Raw genomic sequence first — 17260 nt, forward strand, 5'->3', positions numbered from 1 at the left:
CTTGATATCAAGGAGGCACTCGTGAGTCGGACGGTTATCGACCTGGACGACGACCTGGTCGCGGACGTGGCCAAAGCCCTCGGGACGAGCACCAAGAAGGAGACCGTCAACACCGCTCTTCGCGAGGTGCTGGAGAGTAGGCGTCGCGCCCTGGCTCTCGCCCGGCTGCGGGCCGCGGCCGGGGACGGCGCATTCGATCTGGAGCTGTTCGAGAACAAGGGGAACTACCGTCGGTGAACGCGGCCCAGTTCCTGATCGACACCAGCGCGCTCGCCCGGTTCATGCACGAGGACGCGGAGCAGTACGGCTGGGACCAGGCGGCAGCCGCCGGGCTTATCGCCGTCTGCCCGATCACCGAACTTGAGTTCTTCTACAGCGCCCGGTCGGCCACCGACAGGGCGCGCGGCATCGAGGACATGCGACTGATCTTCGGTTGGGTTCCCGTCGACGACCGCGCCTACGACCGCGCCTGGCAGGTCCAGGAAGCTCTCACCAAACAGGGGAAGCATCGCAGCGCGGGTGCGGTGGATCTCGTCGTCGCCGCGACGGCCGAACTGCAAGGGCTCACCCTCCTGCACCGCGACCACGACGTCGCCTGCATCGCAGCAGTGACCGGCCAGGCTCTCCAGTGGTATGGCCCGGAGAGCGGCAAATAGGCGGGCGATGGTTGCAGTTCTGGTTGCAGTCACCCCCGTACAGCACCGTTCAGGAGCCCCACCCGCCACAGCCGCCGGCGCAGTTGCCCGAGTTCGGCTCCGGCTTCCCCGCAGGGAGGCAGGCTCCGCGCAGCGGTGCTTCTATCTGGGCGCCGCCTGCAGTTCGAGGATCAGTTGGGGGGTGAGGAGTTCGCCGGCTCGGTCGGCGAGGACGGACATCTCGTAGCCGACGAGGCCGACGTCGCACCCTTCGGCGGCGAGGACGCCGAGGCAGCTGCCGTCGCGGATGCGGCCGACCATGAGGAATCCGCCGAGCATTTCGATCATGACGAGCTTCATGCCGTGGAAGCCGTGGGTGGTCGCCGCGTTCTGGGCGAGGCTGGTGATGCCGGAGACGACGGCGGCGAGGTGGTCGGCGCGGTCCCGGCCGAGGCTGTCCGAGGCGGCCATGAGCAGGCCGTCGGAGGAGACGGCCACGGCGTCGGTGACGCCGTCGGTGGTGCGTACGAACTCCGAGACGAGCCAGCCGAAGCTCTGGACGGCGGTGGTCACGATGACGCTCCTTGGGGGTTTCTGGCCTCGGCTCGGGCGACACCTGCCCGGAAGCCGTTCAGCAGTGAGGAGACCGAGGGCCTGGCGGGCGGGGGTGCAGTTGCGGTCGAGGGGTCCTCGGCCGGTGCGAGGAGGCGCCCCGGGAGGGCGAGGAGTGCGGACAGACCGCCGCCGGGCGTGTCGAAGAGGTGGACGCGGGTGCCTTCGCCGAGACGGTGTGCGAGCCGGCCGACGACGAGGTGGCCGAGGAAGCGGGTGGGCGCGGCGAGGAGCACGTCCTCGCCCGAGCCGGAGAACAGGGCGCCCGCTCGTTCCTTGTCGGCCGCGGACATGCCGACGCCGTGGTCGACGACGGCGAACGAGTAGGTGTCGTCCTCGGCGTCGAACCAGCCGTGCACCTCGACCGGTTCCGTGGGCGGCGAGAAGTTCAGCCCGTTCTCGATGAGTTCGGCGAGCAGGTGCGCGACATCCGCGACGGCGTGCCCGCGCACCCGTACCGGCTCCACGGTCGCGATCAGGACCCGTCGGTACTGCTCCACCTCGGCGACGGCGGACTGGACGACCTCCAGTCCGTCGGCGGGTGCCATCGTGGGCCGGGGGGAGTTCTGCCCGGCCAGGACCAGCAGGCTTTCGGCGTTGCGCCGCATGCGGGTGGCGAGGTGGTCGAGTTCGAAGAGCTCGGCGAGCGCGTCCGGGTCGAGTTCCTGCCGTTCCAGGCGGGTGATGAGGCCGAGCTGGCGGCGCACCAGGTTCTGGCTGCGGCGGCCGAGGTTGGCGAGCGACTCGGTGGTGTTGCGGCGCAGGCCGGCCTGCTGGGCGGCCAGCTGGAGGGCGGTGTGCTCCACCTGGTGCAGGGACACCGCGACCTCGGCGATCTCCGCCGCGCCGCCCAGCAGCCGTGCGTCGGGGGCGTCCGGCGCGTCCTTCGGCTGCAGGAGCCGCGCATGTTCCTGCGGCGCGTGCTGGATACGGGCGACGGCCTCGGGCAGCCGGTGCCGCGCCACGTCGTGGGCGGTCTCGGCGAGGGCCCGCAGCGGGCGCGTGAGGGACCGGGAGGCGAAGGCGGCGAGGCCCATGACGAGGGCGGCGATGAGCGTGCCCGCGAGGAGGTAGGCGGTGAGGGCCAGTTCGGCCTCGTGGCTGAGCCGGTCGGCCCGGTGCCGTACGTCGTCACCGACCGACTGCTGGACGGCGTACAGATCGTCGACGAGTGCGGTCATCGCCTCCCACCAGGCACCGGCGGCGGCACGCAGCGGGGTGCCCTCGGCGGCGTCCTCCGCCTGTTTCTCGTAGGTCGTGGCGCGTTCGGCGTCCGCGGTGGCGAAGGCCTTCTCCAGGGCCGCGCGCTGCGGTGCGGTGGCGACGGTCCGGAAGCGGGCGAGGGCGGCGACGCGGGTGGCGCGCACCTCGGTGAAGTCGATGTACGTGCGGCCGTGGAAGGCACCTTGGGCGAACACGCCGTTGAGCAGCCCGCGTTCGAGTGCGACGGACTCCTCGGCGGCGGCCAGCTCCCGCAGTGCGGCCAGCCCGTCGCGCAGCCGGCGGTCGGTGCCGGTCGCGCTCGCCGCCACCGGATCGACCGTGTTCAGGGCGTCGACGGCGCCGGTGTAGAAGGTGAGGGTGGCCGCCTGGTCGGCGGTGCCCGCGTCGGCGGCGGAGCGGATGCCGGCCAGGCGTCGCAGGCGCCGCTGGACGACGTCCTCGACCGCGCTCTCGCGGCGCATGTCACGCAGGGCCGTGTCGACGTGCTCGCGGGTGGTGGCGAGAAGCGGGCGGAACTCCTCCTCACCGCCCAACAGGCCGTTGGTCAGGCCGCGTTCGCGTTGCAGTTGGTGCACGAGCGCTTGGATGCGCAGACTGAGGCCGACCTCGGCACGGGTGGCGCGGGCGTCGCCGAGGGCCTCGGCGCGGCCGTACACCGCGAGACCGGCCACGGTCAGCAGCAGGCAGACCGGGACGGTGACGACCACGGCCACCCGGCCCCTGATACTGCGCCAGCCGGGCACCGGCCGCCGCCCGCGAGCCGTCCGGCCCCCACGGTGACGAACCGAACTCCTTGTGCCGGCAACGCTTTTGGCGATCGCGGCGAGCCTGTCGTGCAGCGGCCGTACCGGCGTCCACACCCTCATGCCACGAAGCTAGTCCGGCCGTGGCGGCGGCCGGTTTCCCGCCTGTTAGACCGCGTGGGACATCTCGTTGCACCGCTCTCACACCGCGGGGCGGGCCACTGTGACCGCGGAGCGTTCGAGCACGGCGTTCGAACACGGGGGTGCGGTGCCGTGGGAGCCCGACGAGCCTTTCTCCCGGGCTACTTGAGTTCGGCGGCGGTGTAGTAGCCGCCCGCGACCAGGACGTACTCGTAGTTGCTCTTGTCGACGCTCGTCGGCTGCAGCAGGTAGGAGGGCACGGCCTTGGCGCCGTTCTTGTAGGACCTTCTGTTGTTCAGCCGCGGGGTCCTGCCGTTGAGGATGTCGTCGACCATGTCCGCTGCGACCTCGGCGAGTTGGTGGATGTCCTTGTAGACGGTCTGCGACTGCTCACCCGCGATGATCGACTTCACCGAGGCGAGTTCGGCGTCCTGGCCGGTGATGACCGGGAAGGGCTTGCCGGCGGAGCCGTACCCGTACGACTTCAGCGCGGACAGGACGCCGATGGAGATGCCGTCGTAGGGCGACAGGACCGCGTCGACCTTCCTGTTCACGTAGGACGAGCTGAGGATGCCGTTCATGCGCTTGCGTGCCGTCGGCCCGTCCCAGCGCAGGGTGGTGACCTGCTTGAGCGCGGTCTGGCCGGACTGGACGACCAGCTGTTTCTCGTCCAGGTACGGCTGGAGGAGGTGCATCGCGCCGTCGAAGAAGTATCTGGTGTTGTTGTCGTCGGGGGACCCGGCGAACAGCTCGATGTTGAAAGGGCCCTTGCCGTCGTCCAGGCCGAGCTTGTCCACGATGTAGAGGGCCTGGAGCCGGCCGACCTGCTCGTTGTCGAAGGAGACGTAGTAGTCGACGTTCTCGGTGCCGAGGATGAGCCGGTCGTAGGAGATCACCGGGATGTCCTCGGCGGCGGCCTTCTTGAGCACGTCGTTCAGCGACCTGTTGTCGATGGCCGCGATGACCAGGGCGTCGACGCGCTGCTCGATCAGGTCCGCGATCTGCGAGACCTGGGCCTTGGGGTCGTCGTCGCCGTAGACCAGCTTGGTCCGGTAGCCCTTGTTCTTCAGGTCGGTGACCATGCTCTTGCCGTCGTTGAGCCAGCGCTCGGAGGCCCGGGTCGGCATGGCGATGCCGACGGTGCCGCCCTTGGTGGTGCTCGCGCTGTCCTTGCCGCAGGCGGACAGGGTGAGGGCGAGGGAGGCTCCGGCGAGGGAGGCGAGGGCCGCTCTTCGGTTGCGCATGGTGATCGTTCCTTGTTCTTCTCGTCGTTGAGAGGATGACGGCGCGTCAGATGCCGGAGCGGACGCGGTGGCGCGGGCCGGGCGGCCGTCGAGCAGGTCGGGAGCGTTCGTACGCGGGTCGTACGCAGGCCGTACGCGCGCCGCACCGCTCCCGGGCGGTGGCCGGGGCCCGGCCCGGCGCAGGGGTGCCTGGGGGACTCGGCGGCCACGTGAACGCGCACGCGGTCCGCCCAGGTCGTGGGAGATCTCGGTGCGCGGGGTCTCACAAGCCGTGAACAGCCGGTGGATCGCGCGGGAGTGTGCGCGCGTCAGACCGCCCGGCACCTCGCTTCAGACGATGCCCGGGCGTCTCGGTGTCCCGCGGATCGCCGACGTCGGTGCTGATTCCGGTGATGCGCAGGGCACTCGCCTTTCAGCTGTTCGAAATACCGTCACACGGTCGGAATGCTGGCGAGACTGTAAGGGGGCGTGTACGGAGTGTCAACGGATCGAACACAAACCGTTTCAGAAACAAGCCTGTCCCCCGTTGGCCACATGTGCTCGGCAGGGGACATTTCCCGACCGTTTCGACAGGTGGAGCGTCATCCGCTCGCTTCGGAGCGCGGCCCGGTCCTGGCCGCCCGGGCGGGGATCCCTCCGGCGTCGGAGACGTGCTCGGGCGGCACGGGGTTGCCGGGGTTGCCGGGGTTGCCGGGGCGGACGGGGTGGACGGGGTCGCCGGGGCCGACGGGGTTGCCGGGGCCGACAGGGCTCACCAGGCCGTCCCGGGTGATCGCCGGGCCGTCCCGGGTGATCGCCGGGCCCGTACCGCGCAGGACCAGGACGTAGGGCTTGGCCGACGCGCCGACGGGGGTGCGCGAGGCGCCGTAGGCCTGCCTCAGGGCGGCGGCCGTCGGGGCGTCGGGGTCGCCTCCGGCGGAACCGCCCACGCCTTCCCCACCGACCTCAGCGGTCGATGCGCACGTCCCTCGTCTCGCTCACCTGGTCGATGTCCGACACCCGGATCGTCGCCTTCATCTCCCAGGTGCCCGGGATGGGCAGGTTGAGGTCGTCGGAGCCCCAGTAGCCGCCGCGGTCGGTGACCTTGGCGTCGAGGGGGCCGATGTCCTGGCCGGGAAGGGTGAAGGACAGCCGCAGTTCGGGGATGGTGACGAAGCCGCCGTCGGGGCCGTAGACCACCGCCTGCACCGAGTTGCCGCCGACGCGGCCGGGGTCGAGGGTGATCTGGACCTTGCCGCGCAGGCCGGGCTTGCCGAGGTCGAAGGGGATCGTGGTGACGGAGGCGACGGGCAGCCCCGCGGACTGCTGCGTGGTCGCCGCCTCGGCCGCCGCCCGGCCCGGCAGGGTGCCCGTCAGGATCGTCGTGAGGACGAGCACCACGACGGAGACGGCGACCTCCAGGAGCACCGACCGCCGCAGCGCGCGGCTGTGCGCGGCCTCGGCGGGGGTGAGGCGCGGCCCCGGCCCGGAGGTGCCGGCCGACGGTGCGGACCGCCCGGAGCCCGCGGGGGCAGCGGAGTCCGCCGCGTCCGCGGTGTCTCCGGCTTCCGTGATGTCTCCGGCTTCCGCGGTGGCCGTCGTGGCCGCGGTGGCCGTCGCGGCCGTGATGTCCCCGGCGTCCCCGGCGTCCGCGGCCTCCGGGGAGTCGGTGCCGTCCCTGGTGTCCGTCACGTCCCTGGTGTCCGTCGGCTCCTTGCGCGCCGGCGGTCCGCCCGCCGGTACCGTCTCCAGCACCCGGGCCTCCTTCTGCGCGGCCGCCTCCACCGTCACCGTCCTCTGCTTCGTCACATTCCCCCGCCCGGTCACCGTGGCCCTCGACCACGCCCCCGCCGCCAGCAGCACCGCCACCGCGGCCAGCTTCGCGAGCAGGACCCGCCCGTACGTCGTCTCCGTCAGCGCCGAGGCCGACCCGAGGCCGCGCCAGGACTGGTAGACACCCGTCACCACCAGGACGGTCACCGCGATCCCGGCCAGCCGGGAGAAACGGGTGACCACCCGCGAGGGCACGGACGCGCGGGGCAGCAGGGTGAGCAGGGCCACGAGGCCGCCCAGCCACACCGCCATCGCCAGCAGGTGCAGCACCGAGGAGGCCATCGCCAGCGGGACCTGGATGCCGGCCGACGCGTGCTCGGCCGCCGCCCAGGTCAGCGCGAGGCCCACCGCGAGGGCGGCGCCCCCCGCGAGGGCGGCGCGGGACGGCTCCGGGCGCCCGCGCTGTCGCAGGAGAAGGGCCGCCGCCGCGGCCGCCAGCAGCAGGCGCGCCACCAGGGCCAGTCCGGGGCGGCCGTCCAGCGTGCGGGTCAGGCCGGACGGGTCCAGCGCGCCGGACGGGCCGGTGCCGGCCTCGTAGGGGGCACGGAGGAAGAACAGGAACACGGTCGAGCCGGCCAGCGTCCAGCCGCCGATCAGCAGCGGCCCGCGCAGCGGGCGGGTGTCCGGCGGACGGCACAGGGCGACGAAGGCCGCCGTACCGACGAGGAGGGCCGCCGCGACGTACGCGAGGTAGCGGCCGATGTTGTAGAGCCCGTCGGTCGCCGGGTCCTCGGTGGCGGTGGAGGGCAGGACGGCCATGGTCGGCGACGCCTTGCCCACGGAGAAGGTGAAGGCGCCGGACACCGGGTGGCTGTCGGCCGACACCACGCGCCAGGCCATCGTGAACGTGCCGGTGCCGAGCTTCTTCGGCAGGTCGACCCGCACGGTGTCCGAACGGTCCTCCACATGCCCCGACCCGCCCAGCTCGACCCGCTGGTTGTCGGGGTCGAGGAGGCGGAAGGAGTCGTCGAGGAGGCCTACCGACTCGGTGAAGGTGAGGGTGATGCTGCGGGGCGACGTCCTGACGACGCTTCCGTCGGTGGGATCGGTGGAGCGGAGGGCCGCGTGCGCCGAGGCCGGTCCGCCGCCGAGGAGGAGCAGGACCAGCACGGTGCCCAGCAGCACCAGCCCTTGAAGTCGCCTTCGCCCACTGCCGTGTCGTCCGCCATCGCGCCCTTCGCTCACGTCACCCGCTCCGTCTTGCCGCAACTCGACACTCGCGTGCTCGGGGATACGTACGCATGCACAGCACATCCGGTTCACCACGCCGGCTCCGGTTCACCACGTCGGCCGCGCCGACACACCGCCGTCGACCACCAGGTCGTGGCCGGTCACCCAGGACGCCAGCCGCGACGCCAGGAACACGCACGCGTCACCGACGTCCTCCGGGCGGCCCAGCCGGCCCACCGCGACCGCCTCCCGCCACCGCCGCACCCCCTCCGGCCAGGCCTCCTCCAGTCCGGCACGGTCGATCAGGCCGGGCGAGACCGTGTTGACGCGGATGCCGTGGGGCCCGTACTCCAGCGCGGCCGCGCGGGCGTGCATCACGACCGCCGCCTTGGAGGCGGAGTAGTGGGCATGACCCTCCACGGGCATCCGGGCCTCCACCGAGGCGATGTGCGTGACGGTCCCGCCGCCCTGCTCCCGCATCACCTCGGCAGCCGCCTGCGTACAGGCGAACACGCTGGTCAGGTTGGTGTCCACGACCGCCCGCCAGTCCGCGGCCGGCATCCCGGGCAGCTGCCGCACCGGTTGTACGCCCGCGTTGTTCACCAGCGCGTCGAGCCGTCCCCCGCCCCACTCGGCGGCCTGTGCCACCAGCCTGCGGCACTCGTCCTCGACGGTGAGGTCGGCGCCCGGCAGCACGACGGCCCGGTCACCGATCTCCTCCGCCAGGGCGTGCGCCGCCTCGGCCCCCGTACGGCAGTGCAGCGCCACCGCCGCGCCCTCCCGCGCGAACCGCAGCGCGATGCCGCGGCCGATCCCGCCGCCCGCGCCCGTGATCAGGGCCACCTGGCCCGCCAGCAACGTCATGGACGGCACAGTCCCGCGATCTGTGCGGCACGGTCCGGATAACGCGCCGTCAGAGCCGCCGCGTCCCCGTGTTCGTAGTCCCCGTAGGTGAAGCCGGGGGCCATCGTGCAGCCGAAGAAGGTCCAGGCGCCCCGGGTCCGCGCGCCCATCCAGGTGCGTGCCGGGACCGTGAGCTGCGGCTGCTGCCCGCCGAGGACGTCCGGGCCGAGCACGGCCGTGCGGGAGGTGCCGTCGGGGGCGAGGAGCAGCAGCTCCAGCGGGTCGCCGAGGTAGAAGTGCCAGACCTCGTCGGTGGGCAGGCGGTGCAGGGCCGAGTGGTCGTCGGCGGTGAGCAGCGCGACGATCGCGGAGCCGGCGGGGCGGCCGTCGGGGCCCTCGGGCCCCGCCCAGGTACGGCGGAACAGGCCGCCCTCACGGGGGATCGGCTCCAGCCCGTAGTGCGCGACGAGGTCCTGCGGAGTGAGCGGGGCGGTCACCCGGGGAAGGCTACGGGAAGGCCACCTCCCGCCGCAGGAAGGCCAGTCGGGCCCTCTTCTCCGGCAGGTACACGTCCGGCAGGTCGATCTCCGGCAAGCTGACCAGCGGTCCGGCCTCGAAGCCCTGCCGCAGGAAGCGGGCGATCGCCTTCTCGTTGCGGACGTCCGGGTCCACCACGACCCGCTGCCGGTCCAGGCCGAGCAGCACGTACGAGGCGAAGGCGGTCATCAGCGCCGCCGACCAGCCCGGCCGCACGCCCCGCTCACCGGGGGGCGCGAGGAGCACGTGCACACCGATGTCGCCGGGCCGGACCTCGTAGCACTCGCCGACCCGGTCCTCGGCGGGCTCGTACGTCTGCAGCAGGCCCGCCGGGGTGCCGTCCAGCTCGGCCAGGAAGGCGTGATGGGTATCGAGGCCCGCCATGTGGGCGTAGATCTCGGCGACCTGGTCCCGCGTCAGACCGGTCATGCCCCAGAACGCGGCCCGTTCCTCGCTCACCCAGCCGTGGACGACGCCGGCGTCGCCCTCGGCGTCGAGGGGACGGATGCCGACGGTGCCGAAGCCGTCGACGTGCTCCTGGTGGACGTAGGTGTGAACAGGGCGGTCAGACATCGCTCTCCTTCGTCAGGTGTGCCCAGTCGGTGACGACGGGGGCCAGCTCTCCCTTGAGCCACAAGGGCAACTGGTCGTGGTGGTGCGGGCTGTCGGGGTGGCCGCAGGCGCCGTGCGGGACCACCCACAGGCTGTCCTCGCGGCGGGCCAGGTCCCAGACGTAACGGGCCGCCGGGCCGCGCGCGGCGAGGTCGGTCCAGCCGGGCACGGCCGTCGTGCACAGCACGCAGTCGTGGTCGCCCGAGAGGGCGGGGGCCTCGTACGAGGGGTCGGGCAGAGCCCGCCAGGGGGCCAGGCGGTGGGTGTCGCCCCAGCGGACGGGCGGCCGGCCGGCGACCTCCTCGACGGCCTCCCGGACGAGCCGCGGCCGGTCGATGCCGTACAGCTCCTCGGCGCGCAGGAGGTGTTCGAGAGCGAAACCGACGCGCGGCAGGAGGGCCAGCCAGGGGAGGAGGACGTCGGGGTAGGCGGGCGGGGTGGTCAGGGCGGCGAAGGCCGGGTGCGCGGCGAGCCGGCGGACGACGGCGCCGCGCAGCGCCGCGTACCGGGCGGCGTCCTCGCTGTCGGCGTCCATGCGGCGGTCCCAGCGCAGAAGGCGTTCGCGCAGGTCGGCGGCGGGACCGGTGAGGCCGTCGAGGGCCGCCAGGTGGTCGAGGAGCGGTGCGGCGGAGGCGAGGTGGGTGTCCGTGTGGATCGCGGCCATGCCGGACGCGGACCAGGTCTCCTTCTCGCCCAGCAGGGCGCGGATACGGTCGGCGCGGTGGGGCGGGGCGAACTCGACGCCCAGGGGGGCGGCCGGGCCCCGCTGGTTGGCCATGACCGCGACGCCGTCCGTGAGACCGGCGCGGGGCATCTCGTGCCAGCCGGTCCACTCGTGGCCCGGCTCCCAGGCGGGAACCAGCCGGGTGCCGTTGGCCTCGGCCCGCACGGGCACCCGGCCCGCGACCCGGTGCAGCAGACCGCCCTCGGTGTCGGCGGCCTGAACGACGTTGACCGGCTCGGCCCACCGGTCGAAGGCCCGGTCCACGTCCCCGACCCGCCGGGCCCGCAACAGCGGCAGCAGCGCACCGAAGCCGAGATCCCCGGTGACCCGGGGCGGGTAACGGAGGGCGAGGGCCAGAGGGTGGGGGGTGGGGTGCGGGGCGCTGGGCAGACCCTCCGGGCCGCCCGCGATCACCGGGCCGCGGGCTGTTTCGATCACCTCGGTCTCGACCGGGTCCTCGCCGGCCACCTCGACGGTCTCCGTGTGCCGGGTGGCGCGGTGCCAGGCGCCGTCGGGGCCGAGGGCCTCGATGCCCGCGCCGGTGCGGCGCAGGCGTTCGCGGTAGAGGTCCTGGTAGTCGGCCATGGCGTTGGTGATGGCCCAGGCGACCGTGCCGGTGTGGCCGAAGTGGGCGATGCCGGGGACGCCGGGCACGGCGAGCCCCACGACGTCGAACTCGTCGCAGGCGAGGCGGATCTGCTGGTAGACCCCGGGATCCTCGATGAAGCGGTGCGGATCGCCGGCGATGACCGCCTGCCCGGTGATCGTCCGGGCCCCGCTCACCAGCCAGCCGTTGCTGCCGGAGGTGCCGGGGCCGTCGGTGGCGAACAGGCCGACGGCGTCGGGGCCGAGGTGCCGGGCGACCTCCTCGCGCCACAGCTTGGCGGGGAACCCGGCGAACAGGATGTGGACGGAGAGCCACACGGCGAGCGGGGTCCAGGACTCCCAGCGGCCGGGGGCCAGGCCGACCCGGGTGAACTCGGGGGTCGTGTGGAGCCCTTCGTTGACGCCGTCGACGTACGCCCGTACCCACGCGGCCGTCTCCGGGTCCTGCCGCTCCAGCCGGTCGAAGCAGCGGCGGGCGGTGTCGGCGAGGCGGACTCGGCGGGCGAACACGTCCCAGGCCACGGCCTCCGGACCGAGGAAGGACGCCGAGGTGCCCTGGGCCCGGTGCCGCTCGACCTCCAGTTGCCAGGCCCGGTCGCGGGCCGTGACCAGGCCCTGGGCGTGGGCGAGTTCCCGCGCATCGGCCGCGCGCAGATGCGGGACGCCCCACGCGTCTCTGTGGATCTCGGTCGTCACCCTGTGGCCCTTCTGTCACTGACAAGCGCGCAGCGCTTTAGGTTAGGCTTACCTAATCAATCGGTGCAGGAATCGTACGCGAGGGGTGAAGAGGTCATGGCGCAGGGGCGGGGCTGGGAGGGCGCGGTCCTCAGACTGATGCGGGCGAAGGACTTCACCCTGACCGTCACCGGCGCCGAGGACGTCACCCCGCGCTTCCGCCGGCTGCACCTCACCGACGGCGGGCTGCTCGCCGTGACCGCGGTCCACCCGACGATGTGGGTGCGGCTGTGGTTCGACAACGCGGGCAGGCCGCACCAGCGGGCGTTCACCCTGGTCGACCCCGATCCGGCGGCCGGCACCCTCTCGCTGGAGTTCGCCCTGCACGAGGGCCCGGCCGGCGACTGGGCGCGCGCCGCCCGGCCCGGCGACACCATCGAGGCGACCGTCCAGGGCACCGGCTTCGAGGAGCCCTCCCCCGCCCCCTCGCACATCCTCGCGGTCGGCGACCCGGCTTCCCTGCCCGCGATCAACTCCCTGCTGGACGCGCTGGGCACGGCCCCGGCGACCGTCTGGTTCGAGAACGCCGAGAACGCCGAGAACGCCGAGGATGCCGAGGACACGGCGGACGGACTGCCGTTCCGCACGGACCCGGCCCGGCACGAGATACGGCACGTCCCGCGCGCGGAGTTGGTCGAGCGGGTGCGGGCCGAGCTGCCGGCCCTGCTGGCGGCCACCCCCGACCCGTACGTCTGGATCGCCTGCGACACCCGGACCACGCGCACGCTGTCCGCGTACGTCCGCAAGGAGCTGGGCGTTCCCAGGGAGCGCACGCACGCGCTGGGGTACTGGCGCGCGGGCTGAGGGCCCCCGCGGGATCATCGACCCATGGACGTCACCCTTCACCTCGCCCAGGACCCCGACGCCGACGAACTGCTCGGCCGCTCCCCGCTGGCCGCGCTGGTAGGGATGCTGCTGGACCAGCAGGTCCCGATGGAGTGGGCGTTCAAGGGCCCCCGGACGATCGCCGACCGTCTCGGCGCCGGCGACCTGGACGCGCACGAGATCGCCGCCCAGGACCCGGAGGCCTTCGCCGCGCTGCTCTCCGAGAAGCCGGCCGTCCACCGCTACCCGGGTTCCATGGCCAAGCGCATCCAGCAGCTGTGCCAGTACCTCGTCGAACACCACGACGGCGACCCCGAGGCCCTCTGGAAGGACGCGGGGACCGGCAAGGAGCTGCTGAAGCGGCTGGAGGCGCTGCCCGGGTTCGGCAAGCAGAAGGCACAGATCTTCCTGGCCCTGCTCGGCAAGCAGCTCGGCGTGCGCCCGGAGGGGTGGCGGGAGGCGGCCGGAGCGTACGGCGAGCCGGAGTCCTTCCGGTCCGTCGCCGACATCACCGGCCCGGAGTCGCTCTCGAAGGTACGGGCGCACAAACAGGAGATGAAGGCGGCGGCCAAGGCGGCCAAGAAGTAGGGCAGGACGCGGAGCAGGACAGCGGGCAGGACATCGGGCGAGACGTCGGGCAGGACGTCGGTCAAGTGGACCGTCCCGGGTGGCGGGCCGCCGGGTGCCGGTCTGAGCTGGGAGCATGACCGAGCCACCGAGCGGCTCCCCCCGGGGCCCGGAGTACGACGACCGCAGGGTCCACGCCCACCACGTCCCGCAGCGCGCGCACGAACCCGAGCCGCCCTTCGAGGGCCCCCTGCACGCCCTGTCCCGCGCCGCCTGGCAGGTCGTCCTGGGGACCGGCATCGCCTCCCTCGTCCTGGGCGTCCTGGTCCTGGTCTGGCCGGGCGCCTCGCTGTTCGCGGCCGGCGTCCTGTTCGGCCTCTACCTGGTGATCAGCGGTGTCCTCCAGCTGGCCTCGGCCTTCGGCACCCACCGGGCGACCTCGCTGCGGGTCCTCGGCTTCGTCAGCGGCGCCCTGTCGCTGCTGCTGGGCCTGTTCTGCTTCCGCGGCCCCCTGCAGTCGGTCCTGCTGCTCGCCCTGTGGATCGGCATCGGCTGGCTGATCCGGGGCGTCACCCAGATCCTGGCCGCCGCCCACGACAGCGCCGTGCCCGCGCGCGGCTGGCAGATCCTTCTCGGGCTCGTCACCTTCGCCGCCGGGATCGTCCTCATCGACGCGCCTTTCGAGTCCGTCGCCGTGCTCACTCTCGTCGGGGGGATCTGGCTGGTGGCGGTCGGCGTGGTCGAGATCGTCACCGCGCTGCGCATCCGCGGCCGGGCCCGGCAGGTCCCGCGCTCCCTGTGAGCCTTCCGGCCGGGTTGTCCGCCGAACGGGCGTATCCGCCGCCCGGCATGCTGAACGACGGGCGCGGCGCGGGGAGATGACCCTCCATGAGCACCGCAGCACGCCTCCCCCGCAGCCGCGCCTGGCTGCGGGTGCTCGTGCTGCTCCTCGCCGTGCTCGTGCCGGCCACGTCCCCCGAGGCGTCCGCGGCGCCCGTCGTGGCCGGCGAGATCACCGAGTACGACCTCCTCGGCACCGCGGTACGCCCGGTCTCCTGCGCCCACCGTCCCGCCGTACCCCTGCGCCCCGAGCCCTCGACGGACCCGGCGCGCGGAGCGGCGGCGGGACGTCCGCGGCCCGGGCCGCCGCGGCCGCCGTACACACCGCACACCCTGCGTGCCCTGCGCACCGTGGTCCTGCGCTGCTGACCGGACCCGCACCAGGTCAGTCGGTACGACGCGAGGAGCACAGCCATGCCCATCGACCCGTACGCGGTCCTGCGCGCCCTGCTGCGCGCGGAGGCCGTACGCAGCGCGGCACCGAAGCCGCAGGCCGCCCAGCCGAAGCCGCAGCGCACCCCGGAGAACCGGGACCGCTGACCGGCCGGCGGAGGCGGGGGCCCGGCCGGCGACCGCCTCCGCAGGGCCCCGCCTCCGCAAGACCCGCCCCCCCACGGGCCCTGCTTCCGCAGGGCCCTCGAACCGGTGCCGGACCGCTCGGGACGGCGGAACGGCGGGACGCCGGGACGGCGGGGGAGCGGACGTTCCCAGCACCGTCCAGGGGCGGTCGAGCGGCGTCGGCGCGGGGATCGGGTGCCGTCCCGTCCCCGGGCCTGCCGGCGCTCTTCGGCGCGGCGGCGGTGCTGGGCGCCTCCCTCCACGGGGCCCTCCCCCACGAGGCCCTGCCTCCACGGGGCCCCGCCTCCACAGGACCCTGCCGAAGAGTCGCCGGTCCTCCGTCCACAGCCTGTGCATATCGCCTGCGCCGCGACGCGCCGGGCCTCGTGACGAAGAACACGCCACCCCCTTTCGGGCGAATCGCCCGAACGGTCAGGGTGGCCGGGTCATGCACAGCGGGCAGTTCCGCGGCGGGCTCGCCGGCGCCCCGCACCGACAGCCCCCTCACTCCTGTTTTGACCCCGTTCATCACGGCTTTTCCGGCGTCGTACTCCGTCGCCATGGCTGCGCCCGGAAGGTCTGGGCCGGTAGGCTTTCCGTGTGATCTTCAAGCGCATCGGAAACGGCCGGCCGTACCCCGACCACGGCCGGGAAAGCACCCGGCAGTGGGCGGACGTGGCGCCGCGCCCGGTCCGCCTCGATCAGCTGGTGACCACCAAGCAGCAGCTCGACCTGGAAACCCTGCTCGCCGAGGACTCGACGTTCTACGGCGACCTCTTCGCGCACGTCGTGAAGTGGCAGGGCGATCTCTACCTGGAGGACGGGCTGCACCGCGCGGTGCGGGCGGCGCTCCAGCAGCGCCAGGTGCTGCACGCGCGCGTGCTCGAGCTGGACTGAGACACCTCCGCCGACGGCGGCGTTGACCCTTTCGGGTTCTTTCCCGCGCCCCAGGGCGATGTCGGATGATCGTTTATTAGTCACGGCAGCCCGGGCGCACTACGCTGCGCCCATGAGCATGCTGACTCCCCCCGGCATGGGCGGCAAATACCGCATCACGGGGGACAAATACCCCCGCATGCGCCGGCGCCGGCGGCGCGGCAGGCTGGTCGTCGTGGTCGTCGCCTGCGGTGCCGCGCTCGGCGTGGCCGGCTGGGGCACTCTGCAGCTCATCGACGTCTTCACCGGGGGCGGAGGGACGGCCTCCGCGGCCGGTTCCAAGTCCTCCTGCGCGGTGAAGTCGGCCAAGGCGAGCCCCTCGGCGTCCGTCTCCCCGGCCGCGCTCCCGAAGCCCGCGCAGATCACGGTGAACGTCCTCAACGCCACCACCCGCAGCGGCCTCGCCAAGAGCACCGCCGACGAGCTGGAGAAGCGCGGCTTCAAGATCGGCGAGGTGGGCAACGCGCCCAAGGAGTACGACAAGAAGGTCGCCGGCACCGGGATGCTGCTCGGCCCCGCCTCCTCGCTGAACACCTCGCTGACGGTGCTGTCCACCCAGCTCACCGGAGCCGAGCGGCGCACCGACGCGGCCCGCGAGGGCAACGAGGTCGACCTGATCATCGGCGACGGTTTCAAGGCGCTCAGCACCGAGACGGACGCGGCCAGGGCGCTGACGGCCCTGACCGCGCCGAAGCCGACGGCCAGTACGAAGAAGAGCTGCTGAACCCGGGAGGGGACTACTCCGCGGCGCCGTACAGCCGGTCGCCCGCGTCGCCCAGGCCCGGCACGATGTAGCCGTGCTCGTTGAGGTGGTCGTCGACGGCCGCCGTCACGACCGTCACCGGCGTGCCCGCGAGCTCGCGCTCCATGAGTTCCACACCCTCGGGGGCGGCCAGCAGCACCACCGCGGTCACGTCGTCGGCGCCCCGCTTGATCAGCTCGCGGATCGCCGCGACCAGCGTGCCGCCCGTGGCCAGCATCGGGTCCAGGACGTACACCTGGCGGCCGGAGAGGTCCTCCGGCATGCGCGTGGCGTACGTGGACGCCTCCAGCGTCTCCTCGTTGCGGATCATGCCCAGGAAGCCCACCTCGGCGGTCGGCAGCAGCCGGACCATGCCGTCCAGCATGCCCAGGCCCGCGCGCAGGATCGGCACGACCAGCGGGCGCGGGTGGGAGAGCTTCACGCCGGTGGTCCCGGCGACCGGCGTGGTGATGTCGACCTGCTCGGTGCGCACGTCACGCGTGGCCTCGTAGGCGAGCAGGGTGACCAGTTCGTCGGCCAGGCGACGGAAGGTCGCGGAGTCCGTGCGCCGGTCGCGCAGCGCGGTGAGCTTGTGGGCGACCAGAGGGTGGTCGACGACGTGGAGACGCATGTCCACAACAGTAACCGGGCGCAACCCGCCCGGCGTCCCCACTCTGGGTGAACCTCTGCCCCCGGGTCGGGACCTCGCCGACCGGCTCGGGCCGAACCCTGGCATCAAACCGCCCGGCCGGGGGAAAGTGGTGGGGACGGACCCGGGAGGTGAGCCCATGCCCGACCTGCCAGAGCGCGACGCGCCGGAACCGACCGAGCCGTCGGGCACGCCGCGGGAGACCGACACCGAGCGCCGCCGGCGCCGTGACCGCTTCCTGCGCGAACTGGCCGAAGCCCGTGAGCTGCGTGACCGGGTCCAGCCCCGCCGCGCCAAGAGCGCCCGCCTGCGCCATGCCATGCGTATGCGCACGTTCCGCTGGTAGCCGAACGATCCGCTCGCGGCGGTACGGCACTTGGGACGTTCGGGGAAGATCACCACCGCCACGAGTGGCGCCGGGGGGTGGGCATGCGTGGACGCACGGGAAAGCCGCGTACGATCCGCAGTGGCCGCAACGAGTGTGCTGGTGAGTTGCCTGCGGACG

At 73.1% G+C, this 17260-nt stretch carries 20 protein-coding genes; 10 read left to right on the forward strand and 10 right to left on the reverse strand.

Annotated elements, in window-relative coordinates:
- Positions 1–21: 21 nt before the first annotated feature.
- Positions 22–237, forward strand: a complete 216-nt coding sequence (locus tag ACFY30_RS22555; protein WP_053752751.1) for a type II toxin-antitoxin system VapB family antitoxin — start codon at positions 22–24, stop codon at positions 235–237.
- A complete protein-coding gene (locus ACFY30_RS22560) occupies positions 234–656 on the forward strand; it encodes a PIN domain nuclease (protein WP_390846954.1) in 423 nt (140 codons plus the stop codon). The genes ACFY30_RS22555 and ACFY30_RS22560 overlap by 4 nt, the downstream gene beginning before the upstream one ends.
- Positions 657–797: 141 nt before the next feature.
- Here the strand turns inward: ACFY30_RS22560 and ACFY30_RS22565 are convergent, their stop codons facing one another.
- The 9 genes from ACFY30_RS22565 to ACFY30_RS22605 all read right to left on the reverse strand — a co-directional run bounded on the left by ACFY30_RS22565 (position 798) and on the right by ACFY30_RS22605 (position 11599).
- On the reverse strand, positions 798–1208 hold the full coding sequence (locus ACFY30_RS22565; RefSeq protein ID WP_390846955.1) for a roadblock/LC7 domain-containing protein: 411 nt from the start codon (positions 1206–1208) through the stop codon (positions 798–800).
- Complete coding sequence (locus ACFY30_RS22570; RefSeq protein ID WP_390846956.1) at positions 1205–3184, reverse strand: nitrate- and nitrite sensing domain-containing protein; 1980 nt, start codon at positions 3182–3184, stop codon at positions 1205–1207. The genes ACFY30_RS22565 and ACFY30_RS22570 overlap by 4 nt, the downstream gene beginning before the upstream one ends.
- Before the next feature lie 332 nt (positions 3185–3516).
- The gene (chvE, locus tag ACFY30_RS22575; protein ID WP_390846957.1) at positions 3517–4599 is read right to left on the reverse strand and encodes a multiple monosaccharide ABC transporter substrate-binding protein; all 1083 of its coding nucleotides are present in this window, start codon (positions 4597–4599) and stop codon (positions 3517–3519) included.
- 581 nt (positions 4600–5180) lie between these two features.
- Positions 5181–5528, reverse strand: coding sequence for a hypothetical protein (locus ACFY30_RS22580; RefSeq protein ID WP_390846958.1), 348 nt, complete (start codon positions 5526–5528; stop codon positions 5181–5183).
- 16 nt (positions 5529–5544) lie between these two features.
- Entirely contained in the window at positions 5545–7536 is a 1992-nt protein-coding gene (locus ACFY30_RS22585) for a copper resistance CopC/CopD family protein (protein ID WP_390846959.1), read from the reverse strand.
- A 153-nt stretch (positions 7537–7689) separates the two neighbouring features.
- Positions 7690–8445 carry an SDR family NAD(P)-dependent oxidoreductase gene (locus ACFY30_RS22590; RefSeq protein ID WP_390846960.1) on the reverse strand — a complete coding sequence of 252 codons (756 nt, stop codon included), beginning with the start codon at positions 8443–8445 and terminating at the stop codon, positions 7690–7692.
- Positions 8442–8921: a cupin domain-containing protein gene (locus tag ACFY30_RS22595; RefSeq protein ID WP_390846961.1), complete on the reverse strand. Its 480-nt coding sequence runs from the start codon at positions 8919–8921 to the stop codon at positions 8442–8444. The genes ACFY30_RS22590 and ACFY30_RS22595 overlap by 4 nt, the downstream gene beginning before the upstream one ends.
- A gap of 10 nt (positions 8922–8931) precedes the next feature.
- On the reverse strand, positions 8932–9534 hold the full coding sequence (locus tag ACFY30_RS22600; protein ID WP_390846963.1) for a GNAT family N-acetyltransferase: 603 nt from the start codon (positions 9532–9534) through the stop codon (positions 8932–8934).
- Positions 9527–11599, reverse strand: a complete 2073-nt coding sequence (locus ACFY30_RS22605; protein WP_390846964.1) for a penicillin acylase family protein — start codon at positions 11597–11599, stop codon at positions 9527–9529. The genes ACFY30_RS22600 and ACFY30_RS22605 overlap by 8 nt, the downstream gene beginning before the upstream one ends.
- 96 nt (positions 11600–11695) lie before the next feature.
- Between ACFY30_RS22605 and ACFY30_RS22610 the strand changes: the two genes are divergently transcribed.
- The 7 genes from ACFY30_RS22610 (at position 11696) to ACFY30_RS22640 (ending at position 16088) form a co-directional block, all read left to right on the forward strand.
- Entirely contained in the window at positions 11696–12442 is a 747-nt protein-coding gene (locus ACFY30_RS22610; RefSeq protein WP_390846965.1) for a siderophore-interacting protein, read from the forward strand.
- A 24-nt stretch (positions 12443–12466) separates the two neighbouring features.
- On the forward strand, positions 12467–13051 hold the full coding sequence (locus ACFY30_RS22615) for an HhH-GPD-type base excision DNA repair protein (protein ID WP_390846966.1): 585 nt from the start codon (positions 12467–12469) through the stop codon (positions 13049–13051).
- A gap of 115 nt (positions 13052–13166) precedes the next feature.
- Entirely contained in the window at positions 13167–13832 is a 666-nt protein-coding gene (locus ACFY30_RS22620) for an HdeD family acid-resistance protein (RefSeq protein WP_390846967.1), read from the forward strand.
- An 86-nt stretch (positions 13833–13918) separates the two neighbouring features.
- Complete coding sequence (locus ACFY30_RS22625; RefSeq protein ID WP_390846968.1) at positions 13919–14239, forward strand: hypothetical protein; 321 nt, start codon at positions 13919–13921, stop codon at positions 14237–14239.
- 45 nt (positions 14240–14284) lie between these two features.
- Positions 14285–14410, forward strand: coding sequence for a hypothetical protein (locus tag ACFY30_RS22630; protein WP_390846969.1), 126 nt, complete (start codon positions 14285–14287; stop codon positions 14408–14410).
- A 618-nt stretch (positions 14411–15028) separates the two neighbouring features.
- The gene (locus ACFY30_RS22635) at positions 15029–15325 is read left to right on the forward strand and encodes a type II toxin-antitoxin system VapB family antitoxin (protein ID WP_004943146.1); all 297 of its coding nucleotides are present in this window, start codon (positions 15029–15031) and stop codon (positions 15323–15325) included.
- Between the two features lie 136 nt (positions 15326–15461).
- A complete protein-coding gene (locus ACFY30_RS22640) occupies positions 15462–16088 on the forward strand; it encodes a LytR C-terminal domain-containing protein (RefSeq protein ID WP_390847171.1) in 627 nt (208 codons plus the stop codon).
- Positions 16089–16101: 13 nt separating this feature from the next.
- Here the strand turns inward: ACFY30_RS22640 and upp are convergent, their stop codons facing one another.
- Positions 16102–16737, reverse strand: coding sequence for a uracil phosphoribosyltransferase (gene upp / locus ACFY30_RS22645; RefSeq protein ID WP_390662270.1), 636 nt, complete (start codon positions 16735–16737; stop codon positions 16102–16104).
- Positions 16738–16894: 157 nt separating this feature from the next.
- On the opposite strand from upp, the gene ACFY30_RS22650 reads away from it, so the two are divergent.
- The gene (locus ACFY30_RS22650) at positions 16895–17101 is read left to right on the forward strand and encodes a hypothetical protein (protein WP_390846970.1); all 207 of its coding nucleotides are present in this window, start codon (positions 16895–16897) and stop codon (positions 17099–17101) included.
- Positions 17102–17260 lie beyond the last annotated feature (159 nt).

The sequence above is a fragment of the Streptomyces sp. NPDC000345 genome, assembly GCF_042898825.1.
In the GTDB taxonomy this organism is placed as follows: Bacteria; Actinomycetota; Actinomycetes; order Streptomycetales; family Streptomycetaceae; genus Streptomyces.

Excerpts from the sequence above, each read along its gene's own strand:
- chvE (WP_390846957.1), bottom strand. The coding sequence starts at position 4,599 with ATGCGCAACCGAAGAGCGGCCCTCGCCTCCCTCGCCGGAGCCTCCCTC.
- ACFY30_RS22590 (WP_390846960.1), bottom strand. The coding sequence starts at position 8,445 with ATGACGTTGCTGGCGGGCCAGGTGGCCCTGATCACGGGCGCGGGCGGC.
- ACFY30_RS22600 (WP_390846963.1), bottom strand. The coding sequence starts at position 9,534 with ATGTCTGACCGCCCTGTTCACACCTACGTCCACCAGGAGCACGTCGAC.
- ACFY30_RS22610 (WP_390846965.1), top strand. The coding sequence starts at position 11,696 with ATGGCGCAGGGGCGGGGCTGGGAGGGCGCGGTCCTCAGACTGATGCGG.
- ACFY30_RS22615 (WP_390846966.1), top strand. The coding sequence starts at position 12,467 with ATGGACGTCACCCTTCACCTCGCCCAGGACCCCGACGCCGACGAACTG.
- ACFY30_RS22620 (WP_390846967.1), top strand. The coding sequence starts at position 13,167 with ATGACCGAGCCACCGAGCGGCTCCCCCCGGGGCCCGGAGTACGACGAC.
- ACFY30_RS22625 (WP_390846968.1), top strand. The coding sequence starts at position 13,919 with ATGAGCACCGCAGCACGCCTCCCCCGCAGCCGCGCCTGGCTGCGGGTG.
- ACFY30_RS22630 (WP_390846969.1), top strand. The coding sequence starts at position 14,285 with ATGCCCATCGACCCGTACGCGGTCCTGCGCGCCCTGCTGCGCGCGGAG.
- ACFY30_RS22640 (WP_390847171.1), top strand. The coding sequence starts at position 15,462 with ATGGGCGGCAAATACCGCATCACGGGGGACAAATACCCCCGCATGCGC.
- upp (WP_390662270.1), bottom strand. The coding sequence starts at position 16,737 with ATGCGTCTCCACGTCGTCGACCACCCTCTGGTCGCCCACAAGCTCACC.
- ACFY30_RS22650 (WP_390846970.1), top strand. The coding sequence starts at position 16,895 with ATGCCCGACCTGCCAGAGCGCGACGCGCCGGAACCGACCGAGCCGTCG.